The sequence below is a fragment of the Streptomyces sp. NRRL S-646 genome, assembly GCF_000720765.1.
In the GTDB taxonomy this organism is placed as follows: domain Bacteria; phylum Actinomycetota; class Actinomycetes; order Streptomycetales; family Streptomycetaceae; genus Streptomyces.
This window is the reverse complement of sequence record NZ_JODC01000008.1, coordinates 526,878-549,060: the sequence shown is the minus strand read 5'-3', so window position 1 is coordinate 549,060 and position 22,183 is coordinate 526,878. Positions and strand designations below refer to the sequence as shown.

The 22,183-nt window shown below is 70.3% G+C and carries 15 protein-coding genes and 4 pseudogenes; 10 read left to right on the top strand and 9 right to left on the bottom strand.

The genetic code is table 11. The features are described 5' to 3' along the window. Positions 1-64: 64 nt before the first annotated feature. The gene (locus tag IH68_RS0122555) at positions 65-337 is read left to right on the top strand and encodes a hypothetical protein (protein ID WP_234341487.1); all 273 of its coding nucleotides are present in this window, start codon (positions 65-67) and stop codon (positions 335-337) included. A gap of 162 nt (positions 338-499) precedes the next feature. On the opposite strand, the gene IH68_RS59830 is transcribed toward IH68_RS0122555, so the two are convergent. The 4 genes from IH68_RS59830 to mdlC all read right to left on the bottom strand — a co-directional run bounded on the left by IH68_RS59830 (position 500) and on the right by mdlC (position 5,631). Further along, entirely contained in the window at positions 500-1,129 is a 630-nt protein-coding gene (locus IH68_RS59830; protein WP_234341486.1) for a hypothetical protein, read from the bottom strand. Positions 1,130-1,187: 58 nt separating this feature from the next. Continuing rightward, entirely contained in the window at positions 1,188-2,471 is a 1,284-nt protein-coding gene (locus tag IH68_RS0122545) for an MFS transporter (RefSeq protein WP_051833638.1), read from the bottom strand. Between the two features lie 57 nt (positions 2,472-2,528). Beyond that, entirely contained in the window at positions 2,529-3,983 is a 1,455-nt protein-coding gene (locus IH68_RS0122540; RefSeq protein ID WP_030938066.1) for a benzaldehyde dehydrogenase, read from the bottom strand. A gap of 67 nt (positions 3,984-4,050) precedes the next feature. Continuing rightward, positions 4,051-5,631 (bottom strand): benzoylformate decarboxylase, encoded by a 1,581-nt coding sequence (gene mdlC / locus IH68_RS0122535; RefSeq protein WP_030938062.1) that lies wholly within the window; start codon positions 5,629-5,631, stop codon positions 4,051-4,053. 105 nt (positions 5,632-5,736) lie between these two features. Between mdlC and IH68_RS0122530 the strand changes: the two genes are divergently transcribed. The 4 genes and pseudogenes from IH68_RS0122530 to IH68_RS0122520 all read left to right on the top strand — a co-directional run bounded on the left by IH68_RS0122530 (position 5,737) and on the right by IH68_RS0122520 (position 8,367). Continuing rightward, positions 5,737-6,669 (top strand): LysR family transcriptional regulator, encoded by a 933-nt coding sequence (locus tag IH68_RS0122530; RefSeq protein WP_030938061.1) that lies wholly within the window; start codon positions 5,737-5,739, stop codon positions 6,667-6,669. A 74-nt stretch (positions 6,670-6,743) separates the two neighbouring features. Further along, positions 6,744-6,911, top strand: a pseudogene (locus tag IH68_RS59825) (IS701 family transposase); the annotation flags it as partial. Positions 6,912-7,027: 116 nt separating this feature from the next. Beyond that, positions 7,028-7,474, top strand: a complete 447-nt coding sequence (locus IH68_RS0122525) for a hypothetical protein (protein ID WP_030938059.1) — start codon at positions 7,028-7,030, stop codon at positions 7,472-7,474. Positions 7,475-7,527: 53 nt separating this feature from the next. Beyond that, positions 7,528-8,367 (top strand): transposase family protein, encoded by an 840-nt coding sequence (locus IH68_RS0122520; RefSeq protein WP_030938057.1) that lies wholly within the window; start codon positions 7,528-7,530, stop codon positions 8,365-8,367. Positions 8,368-8,614: 247 nt separating this feature from the next. Here IH68_RS0122520 and IH68_RS0122515 read toward each other — a convergent pair whose 3' ends face one another. Then, positions 8,615-10,708, bottom strand: coding sequence for a DUF1996 domain-containing protein (locus IH68_RS0122515; RefSeq protein ID WP_234341485.1), 2,094 nt, complete (start codon positions 10,706-10,708; stop codon positions 8,615-8,617). Positions 10,709-10,879: 171 nt separating this feature from the next. Here IH68_RS0122515 and IH68_RS0122510 point away from each other — a divergent pair, with 171 nt between their 5' ends. Continuing rightward, on the top strand, positions 10,880-11,695 hold the full coding sequence (locus IH68_RS0122510; RefSeq protein WP_030938053.1) for a class I SAM-dependent methyltransferase: 816 nt from the start codon (positions 10,880-10,882) through the stop codon (positions 11,693-11,695). 205 nt (positions 11,696-11,900) lie between these two features. Here IH68_RS0122510 and IH68_RS0122505 read toward each other — a convergent pair whose 3' ends face one another. Beyond that, positions 11,901-12,680 (bottom strand): maleylpyruvate isomerase family mycothiol-dependent enzyme, encoded by a 780-nt coding sequence (locus tag IH68_RS0122505; RefSeq protein ID WP_030938051.1) that lies wholly within the window; start codon positions 12,678-12,680, stop codon positions 11,901-11,903. 380 nt (positions 12,681-13,060) lie between these two features. Between IH68_RS0122505 and IH68_RS0122500 the strand changes: the two are divergent. The 3 genes and pseudogenes from IH68_RS0122500 to IH68_RS0122490 all read left to right on the top strand — a co-directional run. Further along, a pseudogene (locus IH68_RS0122500) lies at positions 13,061-13,933 on the top strand (chitinase); the annotation flags it as partial. A 75-nt stretch (positions 13,934-14,008) separates the two neighbouring features. Continuing rightward, a pseudogene (locus IH68_RS0122495) lies at positions 14,009-14,830 on the top strand (ThuA domain-containing protein); the annotation flags it as partial. Between the two features lie 132 nt (positions 14,831-14,962). Beyond that, complete coding sequence (locus IH68_RS0122490) at positions 14,963-16,693, top strand: dolichyl-phosphate-mannose--protein mannosyltransferase (protein WP_030938044.1); 1,731 nt, start codon at positions 14,963-14,965, stop codon at positions 16,691-16,693. 24 nt (positions 16,694-16,717) lie between these two features. Here the strand turns inward: IH68_RS0122490 and IH68_RS0122485 are convergent, their stop codons facing one another. From IH68_RS0122485 to IH68_RS0122475, 3 genes and pseudogenes are all read right to left on the bottom strand, one after another. Beyond that, on the bottom strand, positions 16,718-17,350 hold the full coding sequence (locus IH68_RS0122485) for a GNAT family N-acetyltransferase (protein ID WP_030938042.1): 633 nt from the start codon (positions 17,348-17,350) through the stop codon (positions 16,718-16,720). Between the two features lie 90 nt (positions 17,351-17,440). Further along, positions 17,441-17,632: pseudogene (locus IH68_RS58160) on the bottom strand (alkaline phosphatase family protein); the annotation flags it as partial. A 320-nt stretch (positions 17,633-17,952) separates the two neighbouring features. Next, entirely contained in the window at positions 17,953-19,365 is a 1,413-nt protein-coding gene (locus IH68_RS0122475; RefSeq protein WP_051833636.1) for a cytochrome P450, read from the bottom strand. A gap of 201 nt (positions 19,366-19,566) precedes the next feature. On the opposite strand from IH68_RS0122475, the gene IH68_RS0122470 reads away from it, so the two are divergent. Further along, complete coding sequence (locus IH68_RS0122470; protein ID WP_030938037.1) at positions 19,567-22,107, top strand: SpoIIE family protein phosphatase; 2,541 nt, start codon at positions 19,567-19,569, stop codon at positions 22,105-22,107. Positions 22,108-22,183: the final 76 nt, after the last annotated feature.

Below are 22,183 nucleotides of genomic sequence, written 5' to 3'. Positions count from 1 at the left end.
CCGCCTACGATCCGTCACCGTGTCGATACGCCGGGGATCGTGGGGAGGGTGGGCGGCGGTTCCGGTGAAAGCGCAGGTGGCGGGGCGTGCGGTGCTGCTGATCCCGCACCGCGGTGAGACTGGCGACGAGGCCGCGCTGCCCGCCGACTACCGCCGGATCCTGGCGATCGTGCGGGCCGCTGGCGGCCCGGTGCAGGTCAAGGGGGTGGGTGAGGAGCTGGGGCTTGAGGTGGCGGTGCGCGGGAGGCTGGAGCCGCTGCGGGCGGAGATGACCAAGCTCGCCGATCGGGGCCGGCTGCACAAGCGGCCTGACGGGAAGTTCACCGCACGCCTGTAGTAGCTGCGGACCGGGGCGACAAGAGGGCGTAACCGGCGGGCCCCCGACGGCAGTTGAGTTTGGTGTGAAGAAAAAAACCATCCCGTCGAGGGCTCTGACGGTCTTGTCCACATCGCCCGCCTGCCGCTGTCGAGTGCCACCCTGAACTGGCTCGCCGACCTGTTACGCGGCCACTTCAAGAAGATCGGCTCCAGGTGGCGGGCCCTGCCCGCGGGGAAGATCGCCGGCATCGTGCTGGCGGTACTGCGTTGTGACCAGCGGCCCGGCGACCTGGCAGGCGGCAACGGCATCCATCGCACCACCGTCACTCGCTGGGTGCGGGAGGTCGTCGGGCTGCTGGCCGCCCGCGCCCCGCGCCTGGACCGGGCCCTGAAGAAGATCGCCCGAAAGGGTGGCGGTGTGGTGCTGCTGGACGGCTCGGTGATACGTACCCGGCGGCGCACCGGGGTCGAGAACCGCAAGAACCACTCGGGCAGGAACAAATGCCACGGCCTGCTCGTGATCGCGCTTTTGAAGTGCACGCCGACGAGCCGCGCATGCGGGGGGGGGTACTCGAAGAGGAAGCGCCTCCGTCCACACACCCATGAACCACGCACGGTCGGAGTCCCACAGCCGGACGGGTTTGCTCAGGTGCAGGAAGAAGTGCGCCGACGGCATCGGCGGGACGTTCATCAGCCGGTGGGGCGGCACCCCGGTCAGACAGTAGATGTCGTCGATGAACTGGTCGAGCGGCGGAGCGGGTATCCGGCCGACGTGTTCCATGGGTTCAGTGTGGCTGTCGGGGTTCTTCACCGCATCGAGTACAGGGCGGTACGGCCCGTTCGGTGCCGTACCGCCCTTCCGTGATGGGTCAGACGGCGGGTTCGGCGGCCGGCGCGGCCGCGGTTGCCTCCGCCTGTGCCGCGGCGGCCCGGCCGGGCAGGGTGAGCACGGCCAGGAATCCGGCGACCGCCACGGCGGAGAAGAAGTAGAAGCCCCAGGGGTGGCCGATGCCTGCCGCCACGAGGGCACCGGTGATCGTCGGGCCGACGATGGAGCCGATACGGCCGATGCCCGAGGCCGAGCCGAGGGCGGTGCTGCGGACCGAGGCCGGATAGAAGTTCGTCACGTACGCGTAGATCAGCACCTGGGCGGAGAAGACGAACACGCCGGTGAGGAAGACGACGGTGTCGAGGAGCAGGTTGCTGTGCATCCTGATGCTGAGGCAGGCAAGCATGGCCACCGATATCGCGAACCAGCCGAGCGCAGTGGGCTTGATGCCGCGCCGGTCGGCCACGAAGCCGCCCAGCACCAGGCCGGCGACCCCGCCGACGTTGAGGATGAGCAGTTGGGTGACCGCCGTGGGGATGGGGTAGCCGGCCTCGTTCATGAGCTTGGGCAGCCAGGTGTTGAGGCCGTAGACCAGGAGCAGGCCCATGAAGGATGCGACCCAGATGCCGATGCCGGCGCGGAGGTAGGCCGGCTTGAGGAGTTCGCCGAATGCGACGCGCTGGGAGGCGGGCGCTTCCTTGGTGCGGACGAACGCCTCGGACTCCGGCAGGCGGAACCACTGGATGACCGCGATGACGAGTCCGGCGATGCCGAGGACGTAGAAGAGGACCTGCCAGTTGTCGGTGACCTGCAGGGCCAGCAGGGACGTGATCACGGCACCGGTGTGGTAGCCGGTCATGGTCAGGGTGCTGGCGCGAGCCCGGCGTGCGGCGGGCATGTGCTCGGCCATCATGGTCAGCGACGCCGGCATGCAGGCGCCGAGACCGATACCGGCGACGAGCCTGAGCGCGGCGAACATCCCGACGGAGGTGGCCTGGGGCAACAGGAGGGTGAAGACGGAGAACTCCACCACCGAGCCGATGAGCAGCAGGCGTCGTCCGAAGCGGTCGGCGAGCGGGCCGACCAGGATGGCGCCGATGGCGACGCCTACGAGTGAAAGCGTGGCGACCGTGGTGGCGTCCGCGGCTGTCATGCCCAGGTGATGGGTCTTGAGCAGGGTGGGGATGATGGCGCCGAGGACGACGAGGTCGTACCCCTCGAGCATGACGGTGATCCAGCACAGGACCACGGTCCAGACGTTGCGGTCGGACGTGCCTGTTCTCGAGGCGGCGTCGGTGGTGTTCGGCGAGGTGATGGGTGTCATGGCTGCATTCCCTCTGTTGCGGCTACGGGGGACGGGATGGGGACGGGGGAGCGGGGATCAGAACGGGTAGTCGGCGATGTCCGGGCGGACGGTGAGCCACTGGGCCTCGGTGAAGGCCTCGACGTTGGCGGCGGCTCCACCGAAGCGGGACCCGGTGCCGGAGGCCTTGACTCCGCCGAACGGGGCGTTGGGCTCGTCGTTGACGGTCTGCTCGTTGATGTGGATCTTGCCGGAGTCGATCTGGTCGGCGAGCTTCATCGCCGTACCGACGTCGCCGAGGATGCCGACGGACAGGCCGTACTCGCAGTCGTTGACGATCCGGGCGGCTTCCTCGAGCGTGGAGAAGCCGATGACGGGTGCGACGGGGCCGAAGATCTCCTCGCGCCACGCCCGCATGTCGGTGGTGAGGCCGGTCAGGACGGTGGCAGAGTAACCGGCGCCGTCGATCTCGCCGCCCGCGGCCAGCGTCGCGCCCGCCGCGACGCTGTCGGTGACGATGCCGTGCACCCGCTCCAGCTGCCGCCGGTCGATGATCGGGCCGAGCGCCACGTCCTCGCGGGCGGGGTCGCCGACGGGCAGCGCCCGTGCCTTCGAGGCCAGCGCGGCGCTGTACTCGTCGAGCAGCGACTCGTGCACGATGTGGCGGCCGGTGGTCATGCAGATCTGTCCTTGATGCAGATACGAGCCGAACGCACCGGCGGAGGCCGCCTTCTGCACATCCGCGCCCGGCAGCACCACCAGCGCGTTGTTCCCGCCCAGTTCGAGGTGGGCGCGCTTGAGCAGACGGCCCGCCAGCTCACCGATCGCGCGGCCGACCGGAGTGGAGCCGGTGAAGGAGATGACCCGTACCTCGGGTGCTTCGACGACCGCCTGGCCGACCGTGCTGTCGCCCGGCAGCAGGTGCAGCAGTCCGGAGGGCAGCCCGGCTTCCTCGAAGATCCGGGCGATGACCACGCCACCGCTCACCGCCGTACGCGGATCGGGCTTCAGCAGGACCGCGTTGCCGAGCGCCAGCGCGGGTGCCACCGAACGCAGGCCGAGGGCGAGCGGGAAGTTGAACGGCGCGATCACGCTCACGACGCCGGCGGGGCGGCGCCGGGCGAACGACCAGCGAACCTCCTCGGACGTCAGTACTTCTCCCTGAGGGTGCGTGGGCAGTGCCGCGCACTCGAATGACTCGCCGATCGCCAGTTGCACCTCGAACGCGGCCTTGGCCCGTACCGAGCCCGCCTCGCGTATCAGCCAGTCCTCGATCTCGGCGGCGTGCTCGGTGAACAGCTCGCCCGCGCGGCGCAGTACAGCCGCCCGCTGCTGCGGGGGCGTGGCCGCCCAGGACCGCTGCGCCTCGGCGGCCCGGGTGGCGGCGCGGCGCACGTCCTCGGGCGTGGCCAGGCCGGCGGTGCCGAGCTGCGCGCCGGTCGCCGGCTCGGTGACCGGGTGCTCGCGGGTGGCGTCCTGCCAGCCGTCGCTGAGGAACTTCTTGCTCCAGACGTCGTTGTCCAGGAGTGTCATCGGTCTTCCTTCCGTTACCTGAGGGGGATGACTTCTGTGAGGTGTGTTCGTGGGGTGGGCGTCGTGGTCAGGACGGTGTCGTGAGCACTGTGTCGACCTGGACGAGCCGGGGGCCGTCCGGGCGCCGGGACAGCACCGCCCGTAGTTCGTCCACGCTCTCGACGTGCTGGGCGGACAAGCCGTAGCCCTCCGCGATGCGGGTGAAGTCCAGGCCCGGGATGTCCATGCCCGGTGCGTCCGGGACACCCAGCAGGCCGCTGAACCAGCGCAGCGCGCCGTAGGTTCCGTTGCGCAGCAGCACCACGGTCACGGGCAGGCGGTGCTGGGCGGCCGTCCACAGGGCGGTGATGCCGTAGTTGGCCGAGCCGTCCCCGATCACGCCGACGACCGGCCGGTCGGGCTGGGCCATGGCGACCCCGACGGCGCCGGGCAGGCCGAAGCCGAGTCCGCCCGCTGCCGGGAAGTAGTAGGAGCCGGGCCGCCGCAGGTCCATCTGGCGCCACCACGAGGAGTTCGTCGAGGTCGACTCCACCACGTACGCCGTGTCGTCGGGCAGTTCGTCCCGGAGGGAGGCGAAGACCTCCTCGGGATGCAGCCGCGTCCCCTGCCCGGTGGCCGGCGCGGGGGTGGGCCGGTAGTCGCCCGTCGGCTCCGTCGCCGCGTCGAGCTCCTTGAGCAGCAGGTCGATGACGGCGGCCGGGTCGGTGACCAGAGCCTCGCCCATCGGCGCGCGGGCGGCGGCGGAGGCGTCCTCCGTGACCTGGATCAGCCGGGTGCCCTCGGGCAGATACCGGCCGGGCTGGTACTCGTGATAGCGGAAGACCGGTGCCCCGAGCACCAGCACGAGGTCATGACCCTCGAAAGCTTGGGAGACGGGTTCGATCCCCGCCGGCAGCACCCCGCGGAACTGCGGGTGGCGGTTGGGGAAGGGCAGCCGGAACAGCGACGGTGCCGCCCACACCGGAGCGCCGAGCCGCTCCGCGAGCCGCACCACGTCGTCGAAGAGACCGGCGGAGTCGATGTCACCGCCCAGCACCAGCGCGGGCCTGCGCGCGGCGGTCACCGCATCGGCCAGCCGGCGTCCCTGCTCCGTGCCGGGCACTGCGGCGCGGTGCACCTGACGGTCCAGCACGGCTGACGCGTTCTCGCCCGCGTCCACCGCCCAGTCGTCGTAGGGGACGGAGAGGTAGGTGGGCCGGCGCTGCAACTGCGCCTCGAAGACGGCCTGGGCGAGGGCCCGGGGCACGTCCTGGGCGCAGGCCGGTTCGGCGGCCCAGCCGACGAGCGGCTTCATCAGCGACGGGGCGTCGACGTTGGCGAGGTTGGCCTCCGGTCCGATGGCCGGCCGCACCTGCTGGCCGGCCACGACGACCAGCGGAGTGCGCGAAGCCACGGCGTTGGTGAGAGCGCCCATCGCGTTGCCGGAGCCGGACGCGGCGTGCAGATTGACGAGAACCGGACGTCCCGTGGCCTGCGCGTAGCCGTCGGCCATGCCCACTACGGCGCCCTCGTGCAGGCCCAGGACGTACCCGAAGCCGTCCGGCAGGTCGGCGAGGAAGGGCAGCTCGTTGGAGCCGGGATTCCCGAAGACGGTGGTGAGCTCCTGGCGTTGGAGGAACTCATGGCAGACACTGCGCACGGAGGGCACAGACGTTCCTTTCGCAGCGACGTCGAAGTGACGCAGGCCACGCTAGGCAGCGCACGACATTCGGACCAATAGATGTTGGCGGGCTGCGATATAGACTCGCTCGATATGAGCAGCTTCGATCTCAACCTCGCCCGCGTCTTCGTGCTGCTCTACGAGACCGGCAGCGTCACGGCGGCGGCGGAGACGCTGCACGTCACCCAGCCCACGGTGAGCTACAGCCTGGCCAAGTTGCGCCGGCACTTCGACGACGAGCTCTTCCGGCGCACCGGCCGCGGCCTGACCCCGACCGCCGGCGCCCAGCGCCTCTACGAGCCCTTGCAGCGCGCGCTGGCCGGCATGGACGCCGTGATCCGCCAGGACAACGACTTCGACCTGACCGCCATGTCAGGGCGTTTCACCGTCGCCCTCTCCGACCTGGGCCAGGCCACCCTGCTGCCCCGGCTGGCTGCGGCGGCCCGCGAGCGGGCTCCCGGTGTGTCCTTCACCGTCCGCCCGCTGGACGTGGACGCCGCCGAGAGCCAGCTGCGCCGCGGTGAACTCGACGCCTTCGTCGCCACCCCGGTCCTCACGTCCCACCGCACCGTGCGCATCCCGCTCTTCCACGAGCGCTACGTCGGTATGGTCGCCGCCGACCACCCCCGCATTCGCGGCGCCTCCGTCACGCTGGCGGACCTCGCGGCCGAGCACCACGCGACGGTGTACGGCCCCCACGGCCACGTCGTGCCCCGCTTGCTCCTCGCCACGCACGGCCTCCTGGATCGCGTCGCTGTGGACGCGACCCGTTTCACGGTGCTGCCCTACCTGCTGGAACACACCGACCTCTTCGCGATCGTCCCCGAATACGTCGGTGAGGTGTTCACCGCCTCCCACCGCCTTCGCCTCGTGAGTCTCCCGTTCGACACGGAACCGATCGAAGTGGCGCTCTACGCCCGGCACGAGGCATCACGCAGTCCGTCCCAGCGGTGGCTGGTGCAGTTCATGGCTGATGTTCTGGGGGAGCTGGTCAGCCCTGCACAGCTGCCGCCGAGTGCTGGCTGAGCGGTCGGCCGCGCTCTCGCCATGCGCAAAACGCGCCGGTCGTGCCTTGCCGGGCGGCCTAGTCGGCGGCGGACGGCCCGGTGGGCCGGAAGAACAGCTGGCAGCTCGCCGAGCACGCGGGCCATTCCACCCCGTACGGCTTGCAGCGGCTGCTGTCGTGGTGTCAGTGGGATCCAGACGAGATCCGTGATGACCTGCAGGCATACGTCGCCGATCGGCTCGGCCGACCTGACGGTGTCGTAGATCATCGGGCAGGTCCGGCTTCGGCGGCTGCCGGGTTCGGCTGCGCCCGTGGCCGACCCCCGCCTACGATCCGTCTGCAGGTCGGCACGCCACGAGAGCGCGGGAGGCTGCGGAGATGCAGGAGCGGCAGTGGATCACCGCTCGCCGGAGCGAACTGGAAGCCCTCGCCGAGCAGTTGACCAAGCAGCTGCAGGAGGTGCAGGTCGAGCGGGAGGAACTGGCGGTCGCAGAGCGGGTGTTGAATCGTTTAGCCGAGCAGGCCCAGGCCGATGTCGAGGCGGCTGCTCCGGTATCGGCGCAGGTGGCTGGGCGGGCGGTCCTGCTGATCCCGTACCGCAGCGACGCGGCCGACGAGGGGGCGCTGCCGGGCGACTACCGCAAGATCCTGGCGATCGTGCGGGAGGCGGACGGCCCGGTGCAGGTCAGGGCGGTTGGCGAGCGGCTGGGCCTGGACGCTGCGGTGCGCGGCAGGCTGGAGCCGCTGCGGGCGAAGATGACCAAGCTCGCCGACCGCGGCTGGCTGCACAAACGCCCTGACGGGCGGTTCACCGCACATCCGTAGCGGCGCGATCAATGGGCGTAACTGGCGGGCCCCCGGCGGCAGTTGAGCTTGGTGTGAAGAAAAACAACCATCACGCCGAGGGTCCTGACGGCCTTGTCTACACCGCCCGCCTGCCGCTGTCGAGCGTCACCCTGAACTATCTCGCCGACCTGATACGCGGCCACTTGAAGAAGATCGGCTCGCGGTGGCGGGCCCTGCCCGCGGGAAAGATCGCGGGGATCGTGCTGGCGGTCCTGCGCTGTGACCAGCGGCCCGGCGATCTGGCCGGCGGCAACGGGGTGCACCGCACCACCGTCACCCGCTGGGTGCGGGAAGTCGTTGGTCTGCTGGCTGCCCGGGCCCCGCGTCTGGACCGCGCGTTGAAGAAGATCGCCCGAAAGGGCGGCGGGATCGTACTGCTGGACGGCACGTTGATCCGCACCCGCAGACGCACCGGGACCGAGAACCGGAAGAACTACTCCGGCAAGAGCAAATGCCATGGCCTGCTCGTGATCGCGCTCACCGACGACAAGGGCCGACTGCTCTGGGTCTCGGCCACCCGGCCCGGTCGGACCTCGGAGATCACCGCCTACCGACACGACCAGCTCACGCACAAGTTGCGGACTGTCGGGCTCGGGGCCATCGCCGACCTGGGGTTCGTCGGACTCGACGACACAGATCCCGACGCCGACCCGGCGGTGATCACCGGCTACAAGGCCGCCCGGAACCGACCTCTGACGCGAGGCCAGAAGCTCTCCAACAAAGTACTCGCGGCCGTCCGGGCTCCGGTCGAACACGGCTTCGCCCACCTCAAGAACTGGCGCGTGCTCGGCACGGTCCGCACCGACCCGAAATGGGCGACCGCCCTGGTCAGGGCTCTGCTGGTCCTCACAAACCGCGAAGTCTCCCGGTGACCGATGATCTTCGCCGTAGTCATCCGCCCACGACCAGCCCGAGCACCCCGAACCCCGCGCACACCAGACACTTGACCTGCGGCTTCACGATGCACACCGCTGAGTGAGCACCGAGGGGCCGCCCGGCAGCGGCCGGGCGGCCCCTCGTACGTCATACCCGCCGCGTCCGTCCGGTGCGTCGAGCGGGGCCGCCGACGATCCGGCGGCGGCCCCTGCCCCTCGTGCCCCTGTGCAGCGCCCTCAGACGTCAGCGCAGGTACTTGCGCCGTGTACGGGTGAGCAGGAACAGCCCTGCGAGCAGCAGTACGGTGCCGGCTGTGGCGGGCCACAAGGTCGTGCCGGTCTCGGCCAGCGCGCCGCCCTGGACCGCCTGCGGTTCGGTCTGGCTGCCGGCGGCGGGGCCGTTCCCACCCGTGGCCTGGGGCTGGGCGGAGTTGTCGCCCGCGTTGGTGCCGCCGTTCGCCGGGGCGCTCCGGGAGGCCTTGGACGATGCGTAGACCCTCGGTTCCGTCGTACTGGAGATCGTGGGCTTGTCGTCGTTCGCGGGCTGTCCGGTCTCCGGAGCGGTGGTCGTGGGCTGCGCGTTCTGGTCGCCTGATCCGCTGCCGGAGTTCCCCTGGCCGGACTCGTCGCCCGTGTTGCCCTGGGCGGACCCGTCACCCGAGTTGCCGTTGTCGCCGCCGGCGGGCGGCGTGGTCGGGTCGTCGGTGGGCTGGGCGGTCGGCTCCTGGGTGGGCTGGTCAGTGGCCGTGGGCTGGTCGGTGGGCTCCTCGCTCGGCTGGTCCGTCGGCTTCTCGGTCGGCTGCTGGGTCGCTCCCCCGCCCGAGCCCGGGTCCTCGCCGGTGCCCGCGCCGCACTCACGGCCGCCGTTGATGCAGGACACGACCTCCTTCATGAGGCCTTCGTCGAAGACGTTGATGAAGTCGCCGTGGTCGGTGACCGGCTTGTGCAGCTGCTCGGGGAAGGAGTCCACCGCGAACAGCGGGGTCGTACGGCCGCCGTCCTGCAGGCTCGGCGCCTTCACGTCGTAGACGATGCGCTGCACCAGCTGCGGGATGGCCTTGAAGCCGTTCGAGCAGTTGCCGGAGGCGTCGGCGAAGGCCACGTGGGTGCGGTGGTTGGCACTGTCGATGTTGCGGCCGTCCCAGCAGCTCTGGAACCGGAACGTGCGGACCACGTCGCTGCCCTGCGGGCACAGCGGGTACTTGTCCTTCAGCTGCCGGTCCTCGAACCCGGTGCAGCTCCAGGAGGCGTTGGCGTTGGCGGGGCCGTTGACGAACGCCTTGGCGTCGCCGGTGATGATGCGCAGCAGTCGGGGCATCTCGGTGACCTGGCTGCCCTGGTTGCCGATGAACGTCAGCGTGACCTGCTTGGGGGTGACGATTTCACCGGCGTTGCCCTCGATCCCGCCACCGGGCTTGTTCGCGTCCTGCTCCTGGCTGCCGTTCTGCAGGCGCAGCACCGGCCAGTAGTACGTGGACTTGTCGCCCGGGTTCTCGCAGCTCGTGTCGGCCTTGGCGAGATCGTCGTCGCTGGCGAAGGCGTTGTTGGACTGGTTGCCGACGTAGTCGTGGAAGTGGTGGGCGCCGTTGGTGACACCCGGGGCCACGATCACGTTGTCGGAGTTGAACAGACCGCCTGCGTTCACGCCGCAGCTGGTGGTGAAGGTGCCCTTGGAGACGAAGGACTTGAGATCCGGGGCGGGGGCGTTGGGCTGGACGGTGTTGATGTCCTGGTAGTCCCCGGCCACCGGGCCGTTGCCGGCCTGACCTCCGTTGCCGGCCTGCTGCCCGCCGCCGTTCTGCTGCCCGCCGTTCTGCTGGTCTCCCTGGCCCTGCTGCTGGCCGCCTTCCGAACCCTGGCCGCCGTTCTGGTCGTTCCAGGTGCGCATCGAGCAGTCCGCCATGGAGTCGAGCCCGTCGGGGCGGGCGCCTGCCTGGTCCATGGCGTTGCCGATGCGGCCGAGCGACTCGCTCCGCCTCTCCTTCAGCGGCTTCATCACCTGGTCGTCGGTGTAGCCGCTGTCCTGGCGCTGTTCCGGCGTCGCGGCCTGCAGCCGCTGGTAGGCCTCCGCTATCTGCTGGTCCATCGAGGCGAGTTCCTTGTCGACCTCGCCCCGCGCCTGGTCCGGCACCTGCGTCAACTTGCTGCCGACGTCCGGGCAGTCGATCGTGCCGGCCGCGGCACTGCGCGTCTCGGCCCCGTCCGTGCCCGAACCGCCTTCCGTCGCGGAGGCGTAGACATTGACCGCGACCAGCCCGCCTCCGCCCAGCATCAGCGCGAATGCCGCAAAGGTTGCGCGGCGCGGGCCTGTTGGGCGTCTGCGCGTGTTGCGTCCCACGAGAGTTCTCCTACGGATCACGGCGGTCAGGCATGGAAATCCCTCGCCACATACGGACGGCGGAACCGGCGTGTTCAAGCACCCCAGAGATTCATACGAACCTCTCAGAAAGCGCGTGCCCCCACATCCCCACACGTGGCGCAAACCGGGGCAGCACGGCACAGTGGAAGGGTGGCCGAGCAGGACTTCGACGTGTGGACCGCCGGGGACGCGTACGAGCGGTACATGGGGCGGTGGAGCCGTCTGGTGGCCGACGAGTTCGTGGCCTGGCTGGCGTGTGCGCCCGGAGCTCGGTGGCTGGACGTCGGCTGTGGTTCGGGGGCGTTGACGTCGGCTGTGGCACGCCGGTGCCGGCCCCGGACCCTGCTCGGGGTGGAGCGGTCCGCCGGGTTCGTGGCCGCGGCCCGGACACACGGATCCCCTCCCGCGCTCTTCGCCAGGGCCGACGCACAGGCCCTTCCCGTGGGCGAGGCCGCGGTGGACGTGGCCGTCAGCGGACTGGTCCTCAACTTCCTCCCCGAGCCCGGTGCCGCGGTCGCCGAAGCCGCGCGCGTGGTGACGCCCGGCGGGCTGGTCGCCGCGTATGTGTGGGACTACGCCGAAGGCATGGGGTTCCTACGGCACTTCTGGGACGCCGTCACCGCCATCGATCCGTCCTCGGCGGCGGAGCTGGACGAGGGCCGCCGGTTCCCGCTGTGCCGGCCGGACCCACTGCGGAGGCTGTGGAGCGCGGCCGCACTGGCCGAGGTGGAGGTGGTACCCATCGAAGTCCCGACCCGCTTCGCCGACTTCTCCGATCTGTGGGATCCGTTCCTGGCCGGGCAGGGCCCCGCCCCCGGTTACGTCGCCTCGCTCACTCCGGCCGCCAGGGAACGGCTGCGGGAAGCCCTGCGGCAACGGTTGTCGGCTCGGGCGGACGGCTCGATCGCGCTCCGGGCGCGCGCCTGGAGCGTACGGGGTCGTAGGGCAGGCGTCGTCGACCGCTGACGGGCGGGCCGTGACGTCGGTGTTCGCCGCACAGCTCAGTGCCCCCGCACGCCGTGGCCCAGCCAAACCCCGATGAAGCTGCACCCAAGGCGGCGGACCGGCGACGCGTGCAACGCGCGTTCAGGCACGGGAAAGGGGACGGCCTGTCCGCGGTTGTCCGTCTCGGTCGGCACGGCGAACTGACCCGCGCTCCCGCACTGACTTTCTACGCCTCCAGCCAGAAGCCCGTACGGGTCAGCCAGAGTTCGAGCAGTGCGGTGTCGCCTCGGAGCTCGACTGCGGGAGCGGGTCGCCGGTAGAGAAACAGCAGCAGGTCCGTCACCGGTCCGCGTACGGTCGTGGCGGCTGCCGCGCGCCCGGTGTGCCACACGGGCCGGTCGCCGCCGAGGTCGACGTGCCACTGCCCGGCGCCGGTCGCCTCGAACTGGAGCGTACGACCGGGACCGAGCAGGCCGGGTGCTCCCGGCCGGGGCTCGTACGCCTCGGGGACCGTCGCGAACTCCATCCACTCCTGCACGGCGTCCGCCGCGAGGGCGTCGTCGAGCCTGAATGCGGAGCCGGTCGCCAGTGCGGCATCGGCCCGGTGTACGACGGTCTCGTGCGTCATCCTCCTGGCCCAGAAGGAGGACGTGTTCCGCTCGTGGGCCGGCGTCCACACCTGGGCATCGGGCCCGGCATCCCGCAGGGTGGCGCTGAGTTCCGTGGCGCCCTCGGCGAGCCAGCCGTCGAGTGCGTCCCCGTCCACATGGGCGTATACGGCGGGGTCGTCGACGGGGTCCCCCGCAACGGGTTCGAGGGCTCGCGTGCGGACCACCTCCTGCGCCCATCGGTGGTCCCCGCCCACGTGTCGCAGCAGCCGGCCGAGATCCCAGCCGGGGCAGGTGGACACCTCCGTGGCCGTGTCCGCCCCTCTGACCTGCGCCCTCAGCAGCTCGGTCTGGGAGACGATCGCGTGGCAGTAGTCGTCGAAGGCCAGTGACGTCATCCGCTCATCATGTGCCAACCGGCCTCGCCGCCGCACTCGGATACTGCGCCCCGCCTGATCGAGAGGAGCGGCCGCGCAAACGCCCATTTCTTGAAGGGACTTGTGCGGACTCGTGTCACCGAGACTTCACCTCTTGACGTGTCTGGTTCAGACCTTTAGGTTCCCGGTCACACAGCTTCACGAATACGCCCGATGTTCATACACGTGAACTCCTCGCGCTGCCTTCACCCCCACCGTCCGTTGCCGACGAAAGGCTGTGATCCCCACCCATGAACTCCCAACCCCCCACCCGTGGCGCCGTGTTGCGCGCCTGTCTCGCCGTGGCCCTGTCCGCCCTTTCCGCCGCGACCCTCACCGCTCCCGCCGGTGCGGCCCCGGCCGCCGTCCCCATGTCCGTCGCGCCGTACCTTTACAACGGCTGGGGCAGCCCGCCCGACCCGGCCACCATCGCCCGCGCCACCGGCGTCAAGTGGTTCACGCTCGCCTTCGTCCTCAGCAACGGGCACTGCAATCCGCAGTGGGACGGCAGCCGCCCGCTCAGCGGTGGCGTCGACCAGCGGACCGTCAACACCGTGCGCGCGAGCGGCGGTGACGTCATCCCCTCCTTCGGCGGCTACAGCGGCAACAAGCTGGAGAGCTCCTGCTCCAACGCCGGGGAGCTGGCGGCCGCATACCAGAAGGTCATCAACGCCTACAGGCTCAAGGCGATCGACATCGACATCGAGGCCGACGCATACAGCAACCCGACCGTGCAGCAGCGCACGGTGGACGCGCTCAAGACCGTGAAGGCGAACAACGCGGGCCTGAAGGTGTACGTCACCATCGGCACCGACCAGAGCGGGCCCGACACCAGCCTGATCAAACGGGCGGCCGCGTCCCGTCTGTCCGCGGACGCCTGGGCGATCATGCCCTTCGACTTCGGCGGCGCCGGCAAGAACATGGGGACGCTGACGCTGAAGGCGGCCGAGGGGCTCAAGTCCGCGCTCAAGAGCGCCTACGGCTACGGCGACGACCAGGCCTACCGGACCATGGGCATCTCCTCCATGAACGGGATCACGGACCAGAACGAGAAGGTCACGGTCGCCGACTTCCGCACCATCCTCGGCTACGCCCAGCAGCACCACCTGGCACGGCTCACCTTCTGGTCCGCCAACCGTGACCGGCCCTGTACCGGCGGCGGCGCGGACAGCTGCTCCGGAGTCGGCCAGCAGGCCTGGGACTACACGCGCGTCTTCGCCCGGTACACCGGCTGAACTCCCCCACAGTCGTACGAACCTCCAACGTGGCCGACCTGGCCAACTACCCCTGAATGGGGAGGAGTTCATCCGATGCACACCATCCGAACCGGGACCGTACGCATCTTCGCGCTCCTGGCGATCCTGCTGACGGCCCTGTCCGCGCCACGCGCCCACGCCGCAGCGCAGCCGTTCAAGGTGCTCGCCCTCTACAACGGCACCTGGGACGCGGCCCACATCAGCTTCGTCCACGAGGCCAACGCCTGGTTCCCGAAGCAGGCCGCTCAGAACGGCTTCACCTACACGGCGAGCAACAACTGGGACCTGCTCACGAACGGCGCAGTGAACAGCTACCAAGTGGTCCTGTTCCTCGACGACCTGCCGCAGTCCGCCGCCCAACGCACCGGATTCGAGCGCTACATGCGCGGCGGTGGCGCCTGGATGGGCTTCCACGTCTCCGCGTTCACCACCGACGCGCAGAGCTGGCCCTGGTACCACAACCGGTTCCTGGGCAGCGGCAACTTCAAGTCCAACACCTGGGGGCCGACGACCGCGGTCCTGCGCGTCGAGGACCGTACGCACCCGTCCACGAGGAACCTTCCGGCGACCTTCACCTCGTCCGTCAGCGAGTGGTACAGCTGGTCGAACGACCTGCGGCGCAACCCCGACATCAGGATCCTCGCCTCGGTCGACCCGAGCAGCTTCCCGCTCGGCACCGACCCCGACCAGAGCTGGTACAGCGGCTACTACCCGATCCTGTGGACGAACACGAAGTACCGGATGCTGTACGCCAACTTCGGCCACGACGCGATGAACTATGACACCAACACCACCCTGTCGTCGACGTTCGCGAGCGAGACGCAGAACCGCTTCCTGCTCGACGGGCTGAAATGGCTGGGCGGCACCCCGAGTTCGCACCTGGACGCGCACTCCTGAGCCGGTGCGCGAAGGGCCCCGACCGCAGCGCGGGTGCGGTCGGGGCCCTGCACCACGCCGCGCCCCCGCACGCCGAACCCGAACCGCACTGGCGTTCCCTACGATGACCGGGTGACGAGTGACACCCCCACACGTGCCGAGGTCGACGAGGACGCCCGCGCGACCGCTGAGCCCCAGGCGACCCCTTGGGCGCAGCGGCTGCGGCGGTTCGGGTACACGGCGGGCCCCCGGACCGACACCCGGGCCCGGCTGGTGCCGCCCTTTCCCGAACCGAGCACCAGAGTCTGGGAGTTGGTGGGCCTCGGTCCCCGGCCGGCCCACCGCCTCGCACGTTCCATGAGCTGGCTGGGACCGGTTCTCGTCGCCGTACTGGCCGGCGCGCTCCGGTTCTGGCGGCTGGGCCGGCCACGGGCCGTCGTCTTCGACGAGACGTACTACGCCAAGGACGCCTGGGCGATGCTGCGGCTCGGCTACGAGGGCAGCTGGCCGGACCGCAAGATCGCCGACCCGCAGATCCTGGCGCACCCCCAGGTGATCCCGCTCTCCGACACCGGCAGCTTTGTCGCGCACCCACCGATGGGCAAGTGGGTGATCGCCCTCGGCGAGGGAGTGTTCGGTCTCGACCCGTTCGGCTGGCGCTTCATGACGGCGGCGCTGGGCACCCTGTCGGTGCTCATGCTGTGCCGAATAGGGCGCCGTCTGTTCCGTTCGACGCTGCTCGGCTGTCTGGCCGGTGCGCTGCTGGCGGTGGACGGCCTGCACTTCGTGATGAGCCGGACCGCCCTGCTCGACCTTGTAGTGATGTTCTTCGCACTGGCGGCGTTCGGCTGTCTGCTGGTCGACCGGGACAAGGCGCGGGCCCGGCTGGCCGCGGCCCTGCCCGTCGGCGACGACGGCTTCGCCCGTCCCGACCCGTACACCGGCGAACAGCTCGGCACGGGCCTGCGTCCGTGGCGGCTCGCGGCCGGCGTCCTCCTGGGACTGGCCGCCGCGAGCAAGTGGAACGGCCTTTACTTCCTCGTCTTCTTCACCGTCCTGACCGTTCTGTGGGACGTCGGCTCCCGCCGCGTGGCCGGGGCGGGCCACCCCTGCCGGGCGGTGCTGCGCAAGGACCTCGGCTGGTCGGCGCTCTCCCTGGTGCCGGTCGCCGTGGTGACCTATCTGGCGACCTGGACCGGCTGGTTCCTGTCCGACAACGGCTACAACCGGCACTGGGCGGACGGACGCGGAGGCACCTGGTCCTGGATCCCGGCTCCGCTGCGCAGCCTGTGGCACTACGAACACGCCGTCTACCAGTTCAACATCGGCCTCCACTCCCCGCACCGCTACCAGTCCAACCCGTGGAGCTGGCTGGTCCAGGGGCGCCCCGTGGCGTTCTACTACCAGTCACCGAAAGCCGGTGAGCAGGGCTGTCACACTGCCACCGGCTGCTCGCAGGAGATCCTGGGCCTGGGCACCCCGCTGCTGTGGTGGGCGGCCTGCGGCGCGCTGCTCTACCTTCTGTTCCGGTGGGCGCTGCGCCGCGACTGGCGCGCGGGTGCGGTCCTGTGCGCGGTGGCCGCCGGATACCTTCCCTGGTTCAACTACCAGGACCGTACGGCCTTCTCCTTCTACGCTGTCGCCTTCGTGCCCTACCTGTGCCTGGCCGTGGCCATGATGATCGGCGCCCTGCTCGGGCAGTCGGGGGCGGACGAGCGGCGCCGGCTGATCGGCGCGGTGAGCGCGGGCGTGCTGGTACTGCTCATCGCATGGAACTTCATCTACTTCTATCCGCTCTACACGGGCACGACGATCCCGTACGGCGACTGGCGTGCCCGGATGTGGCTGGACACCTGGATATGAGGCCGGGTTTCAGGCGATCGTTCGTCACAGGTTCTCCAACTCCCCTGTCGAGCGCCCGAGATAGGTGACCGGGCCCGGGTCCGGCACGTCGATCCGATGGAAGCCCAGGCGGTCGTAGAAAGCTCTGGCCGGGGCGTTTGCCGTGACCATGGAGAGGTGTACGGCGAGGACGCCCTGGTCGCGCAAAGCACGCAGGAAGGTCCGCATCAGTTCACGACCATGACCACGGCCCTGCCATGCGGGGAGCAGGTCGATGTGCAGATGGGCCGGGTACGCGGCCACCTCGGGGACGATCATCCGTTCGGGGTGATGCAGGAGAGGGATCATCTGCTCGTCCGGGGTCGTCGGTGGTCCGGCGGGCTCCGGGTGGCGGTCGGCGACCAGGGGCAGCCACTTCGTGCGGAAGGCTTCGACGAATCGGGGTGTGTCCGCGGTGCCGAGGATGTAGCCGACCGCCCGGCCGCGCCCGTCGTCCAGGACGAAGGCCAGTTCCGGCTCCAGCACGACGTAGGGCGCCGCGAAGACTGTCGGGAAGATGGTGGGGTCGGCGTAGACGGGCCGACTGTCCTGGCCGTTGTGCGCGGTGCGGATGCAGATGTCGTCGAGGGCTTCGCGGTCCTCGGAGCGGTAGGGGCGGATGGCGGGCGACGAGGTCATCGCAGCATCCTGCACACCTGGGAGCGCTCCCACAAGCCCGTTGACGCGAGCCCGAGCATCGCGGGGCCCACATGGTCAGGCGCACCACACAGCGCTCTTGAAGGTGGCGAACTGCTCGAGCATCTTGCAGCCGTGGTCATCGTCCTGCCCGTGGGCCTTCCAGCTGACGCCGGCTACCTGGAGGCGGTTGGCCTACGTCGTCCAGCGATACGGCACCGGCGCGACGTTGCTGATGACCGGGCCGCCGTGGGTGCCTCCCGGGTCGATCGAACCGGTCATCCACTGAGACAGGGGCCGTTACTGAGCGCTCGTTGTCGGCGACGACCCTCAGGAGTCTACGGCTGTCAACTCGGCCATGATTGCCCCTTGTTGAGTGCGAGAAGCTCTCCGGAGTGACGGTCGGCCCGGCGGAACGGCCGGACCGCCGCTCACTCTCCGCTCGACACCGCGGGGCACATCAGGGGCGGGCGATGAACCTGTGGCCAACGTGCGGTGAGGAGTTGGCCAAGCCATGACCGGCGGCGGTTGGCCGCCAGATGGACGTTGCTCCGGCGTTGCGAAACGGAGGGCCGACCCATCCATGGGGGCGCTCGACTGACCCGTCAGTCGGCCGAGTCCGAATGGAACTCCATGGCCAGGGCGTCGGGTTTGACCGTGATCACGGCCTGGGCACGCGGTGGACGGGAGGTCATCTCGAACCGGGGCCAGATCTGGAGGACGCTCGCGAGGATGATCTGGAGCTCGACCCACGCGAAGTTCTCTCCGATGCACTTGCGGCGGCCGTCGCCGAATGCAAGGAAGGACCCTCGGGTGGCCGCGACGCGGTCAGCCTCCCAACGGTCCGGGTCGAAGGTGTCCGGGGCGGGGAAATAGGAGGAGTCGTGCTGGTGCAGATAGGGACTCCACACGACATCGGCGCCCTCGGGTATGAGGTGTCCGCCGAGGACGACGTCGCGCGTGACCATACGCGTCACCATCCAGGACACCCCGTATTTCCTGATGGCCTCCTGCAGAACCCTTCGGGAGTACGGGAGTTGGTCGAGGTCGTCGTAGCGCAGCGGCCGGTCCCCGCACACCGACGCCAGTTCCTCGCGAAGACGTCGTTCGACAGCGGGATTGCCGGCGATCTCGTACAGCGCCCAGGCGAGTGTGGTGCCGGTGGTCTCGATCGCTCCGGCCAGGAGGGTGATGGCCTCGTCCTGGAGTTGCCGGCGGCCGAGTTGGTCTTCGACACCGAGCAGGGTCTCGAACAGACCCCCCTGTTGCCGTTGCGCCTCGGCCGCATGCGGGCACGCCTCGGCGCCGGCCGCACCGTCCGCCGAAGCGGATCCGGGTGCGGTGACGTCGATGTGATGGTCGATGGCCTGGTCTATGAGGGCGCGCAGGCGGGCGACACGGTCGGCGTGCGCGCGGTTGGCGGGCAGCGGCAGCCGCGTGATCCAGGGCGGAAGAATGACCTGCCGAATCGTTCCTTTCATGATCTCGGGCATGAGGGCGGTGAACTCGCGCTCCAGGTGTGCGGGCAGACCCGCGCCGAACACGGCGACGAGGAACGTGGAGAGGGTGATCTCGTTCATGTCGGCGAACACGTCGCGCGGCTCGGCCGCGGGCCAGGCGCCGACGGTCGTACGCACCTGATCGATCATGGCGTTGCCGCGCTCGCCGATATGCGCCTTGCTGAACATGGGCTGCATCAGACGGCGGTTGCGCAGATGGGTGTCGCCGTCGGCGACGGTCGCGACTCCGTCACCGAGGAAGACCCGCAGCGCGTCGTAGTACGTGCCGCCCTTGGTGAAGTGGCCGGCGTCGGTCACCAGGACACGTCGGGTCAGTGCGGGGTCCGTGACCACGTAGGCGGGTGTGGGGCCGATGCGTATACGCACCACACTGCCGTATTCGCGCAATGAGGTGATGAACGGCAGCGGGTCGCGGGCGAGGCGGAGTCCGTGCCCGATCAGCGGCAGTGCGCCGGGGGCCGTGGGTGTGGGGATGGGTGCCGGGGTGGGGGCGCTCATCAGGTGATCACTCCTCGTGGGGGTGGGGACAAACGCCCGAATGCATGCCCATTACACCTTCGCCCGATGCACCGGAAGGAAGATCTTCACGTCACATCCCGGTCTGTCCGAGTCTCCCTCCGCCCAGGTGCGCCGCAGCCCTGCAGTGGCGCATTCTTGTCTGTGTCGCCCGCTGGACGGCGTACGGACGAGGTAGGGCCGATGACTCGCGCGGAGTACGCACACCGGACGCCCGGGCAGCTGGCCGCGCTGCTGATCGACGCCTCCACGGAGGCGATCGGCGCGGCCGGTGGGCACTCGGGAGGGGTCTATCTGCGCTCCGGCACGCCCGGGCTGCTGCGGCTGGCGGTGCTCGCGGGGCTGCCGGGCCCGCTGTTCCGGCCCTGGTGGCGGCTGCATGTGGACCGGCCGTTCCCGGTGGCCGACGCCTACCGGCTCGGCGTGCAGGTGGTCCTGCCGAACGCCACGGAGACGATGCGCCGCTATCCCCAGTTCGCGGCCGCGCTGCCGTTCCAGTTCGGGTCGATGTACGTACCGATCGGGTGCGGGTCGACCACCTTCGGTGTGCTGACCGTGCTGCGGCCCTCCACCGCGGACGCCGCGGAGCTGCTCCACCACCGCGATCGCATGGTGCGGCTGGCCGAGGACCTGGGCATCGCGCTGCGGCGGCTGGAGGACGGCGGCAGGTCGTCGGTCGCCTGGGACGGGGAGCCCGTGTGCGTACGATCGCCCGGCGCGCGCCCGCCCGCGGGGCGTGCCGGGGGTTTCGCCTGGGATCCGGTGACGGACGTCGTGACCGTGGACGAGCGGCTGCCCGCCCTGCTGGGGGTGCCGGTCGACGCGTTCGCCACGTCCGTGGAGGCGCTTGCGGACGCCGTGGCCCCGGACGAGACACAGCGGGTCCTGGCCGCGCTGCGGGAGACGGCCGCGGGCCGGCCGCCGCCCCTGCCGCTGTACGTGCGGTCCGAGGACGGCGCGCTGCGCCTGGTGGAGCTGTGGAGCCCGTACGCGGCCCCCGCACCGCCCGGCACACCGACCGGCACGCATCCGGTCCGGGGTTTCGTCGTCGATCCGGGTCCCGGTGCGGCGGCCGACGCCGCCGCTGATCTGCTGCCCGACGGGGTGCTCTGCCTGGACCGGCTGGGGCTCGTGCTCTACGCCAATCCGCGCGCCGGACAGCTGCTGCACTGCTCCCGGACGCAGCTGCTCAGCCGTCCCCTGTGGGAGGGCCTGCCGTGGCTGAACCAGCCCGCCTTCGAGGACCATCTGCGCGGCGCGCTGCTGTCCCCGGACCCGGTGCGCTTCCATGTCGCGCGGCCCGGCACGGACGGCGCGGAGGACGAGGGCCAGGACCCGGCGTACGAGGGCGCCTGGCTCGAGGTCTGTGTCTATCCCGGTCCGGACATGCTGACCTGCACGTTCCGCCCGGCGAACCGGGTGGCGGACGCGGCCGCCGACCTCACCCGGGAGCCGTCCGCCGCCACCTCGCCCGGGGTCCCGTCGATGGCTCCGCTGTACCGCCCGATCATTCTCGCCATCGCGCTGACGGAGGCGGTCACCGCACGGCAGGTGGCAGCCGTGGTGATGCGGGAACTGCTGCCCGCGTTCGGCGGCCGCCGCCTTGCCATCTATCTGCTGCAGGACCGGCACCTGTATCTGGCCTGGGAGAACGGCTTCCCCAAAGGGTTCCTCGCCCCCTTCGAGGGCGTGGGCCTGGACGCCCATCTGCCCGGCGTCGAGACGCTGACCAGCGGTCGGCCGTTCTTCTTCGACTCGATGGAACAGTTGGCCACCGCCTACCCGGGCATCGCGCTGGACGCGGACGAGGGGGCCCGTGCCTTCCTGCCGCTGATCGCCTCCGGGCGTCCGGTGGGTTCCTGCATCCTGGGCTTCGACGGCTCGCGCAGCTTCAGCACCGAGGAGCGCACGGTACTCACCGCACTCGCCGGGCTGATCGCCCACGCCATGGAGAAGGCGAAGCGCTACGAGAGCGAGGCGGCGCTCGCGCGCGGCCTGCAGCAGGCCCTGCTTCCCCGCCGGCTGTCGGCCCACCCGCAGGTGGAGACCACGGGGCGCTATCTGCCGGGCACGCAGGGCATGGAGGTGGGCGGCGACTGGTACGACGTCGTGGAGGCGGGCGACGGCCTGGCGCTGGTCATCGGCGATGTGCAGGGGCACGGTGTGCAGGCCGCGGCCACCATGGGCCAACTGCGCAGTGCGGTAAGGGCGTTCGCGCTCGGTGACCGGCCGCCCGACGAGGTGATGAGCGGCACGAACCATCTGCTGATCGACCTCGATCCCGGACAGTTCGCGAGCTGCTGCTACATCCGGCTGGATCCGGCCTCGGGCCTTGCGCGGGCGGCCCGCGCCGGGCATCCGCCGCCGCTGCTGCGTCACCCGGACGGCCACACCGAGGTGCTGGACCTGCCCGGCGGCGTGGTGCTCGGGGTGGACCCGCACGCCCAGTACCCCGTCGCCGATCTGCGGATCGAGCCCGGCGCCGTCCTCGCGCTGTACACGGACGGGCTCGTCGAGCGGCCCGGTGTCGACATCGACGAGGGCATCACGGCCCTGCGGGTGGCCCTGGCGAAGTTCGGCGCGCCTGCCGTCCGCCCGGGCCGCCGTCCGCTGGCCGGGATCGCCGACCGCCTCACCGCGACGGCCCGGCACTCCGCGGACCGTCCCGACGACATCGCGCTGCTTCTCGCCACGCGCCGTGCGGCGCACGGGAACCAGCGGTGAAACCGTCTCCCGCCCGTGACAGCGGCACGCGGATCGGGAGCGATCTCCGTCACCCGCTGTGACGCCTCTCGCCTCA